Annotated in this window: 1 protein-coding gene; it reads right to left on the bottom strand. The window is 74.9% G+C overall.

Annotated elements, in window-relative coordinates; all coding sequences use genetic code 11:
- Nucleotides 1-88: 88 nt before the first annotated feature.
- Nucleotides 89-511, bottom strand: a complete 423-nt coding sequence (locus E2C05_RS32220; RefSeq protein WP_200306896.1) for a cupin domain-containing protein — start codon at nucleotides 509-511, stop codon at nucleotides 89-91.
- Nucleotides 512-834 lie beyond the last annotated feature (323 nt).

Below are 834 nucleotides of genomic sequence, written 5' to 3'. Positions count from 1 at the left end.
GGCGGGACGGCCGCGCCGCATCACGCCGCCCGGCACCCGGGGGCAGCCGCCGCGGGCCGCGGCGCGGCGTGGCGGCCGCGGCGTCGGGTCAGGCTTCGGTGCCGTCCGTCTCGGTGAAGAATTTCCGCCCATCGGCGAAGATGTTGGGGCGGAGGAAGATGCCGAGGATCGTCGCCCCGTCCTTCCCCGCCCAGGCGATATGCGTGTTGCCCTCCGGCCGCCAGACGAACTGGCCGGGCAGGCACTCGCCTTCCTCGTCGATGAAATGCCCGGCGAGCACATAGGTCTGCTCGATCGCGGTGTGCTCGTGCAGCGGCACCTGGGCGCCGGGTTCGAGTTCCATGAGCAGCGTCGCCATGCCGCTCGGGTCGCTGTACAGCGTCTTGCACCTGATCCCGGCGAATTTGGTCTCCTCCCACGGCATGTTCGGCACGTCGAGGAAGACCGAGCGCGGCGAGGGCTCGTTCGCCGTCAGCCGGGTCCGCATGGGCTTCTGGGCACCGTCGGGCATGGACGCCTCCCTTGGTTCTTCGGGCGGCGCCAGCCTAGGCGGTCGCGGGGCGCAGGCGAAGCGGCGATTGGCCCCGGGCCGAAGGTTCGCCCGGCGGGCGGGATGCGAACCGGGGCCGGCCGGCGTCACCCGCGGCAGGCCGCGCCTGCGCCGGGACGCGCTGCGGCATCGCCCGCGGCCGTCGCGCCACGCTGTGGCCGCGGCAGGTCGTCCATGTGCCGGGACATGCCAGGGCATCGGCCGGGGCCGTGGCGCCCGGCGGTGGGCGGCCCGCCTCCGGATCGGCGCGGGCCCGGCATCGCCCGGTGCGGGGCGCTACGCCC

The sequence above is a fragment of the Paracraurococcus ruber genome (genome assembly GCF_004353985.1).
Taxonomy (GTDB): domain Bacteria; phylum Pseudomonadota; class Alphaproteobacteria; order Acetobacterales; family Acetobacteraceae; genus Paracraurococcus; species Paracraurococcus ruber.
This window is presented reverse-complemented; position numbering and strand designations above follow the sequence as displayed.

Coding starts and splice junctions, on each gene's coding strand:
- E2C05_RS32220 (WP_200306896.1), bottom strand. CDS start 511: ATGCCCGACGGTGCCCAGAAGCCCATGCGGACCCGGCTGACGGCGAAC.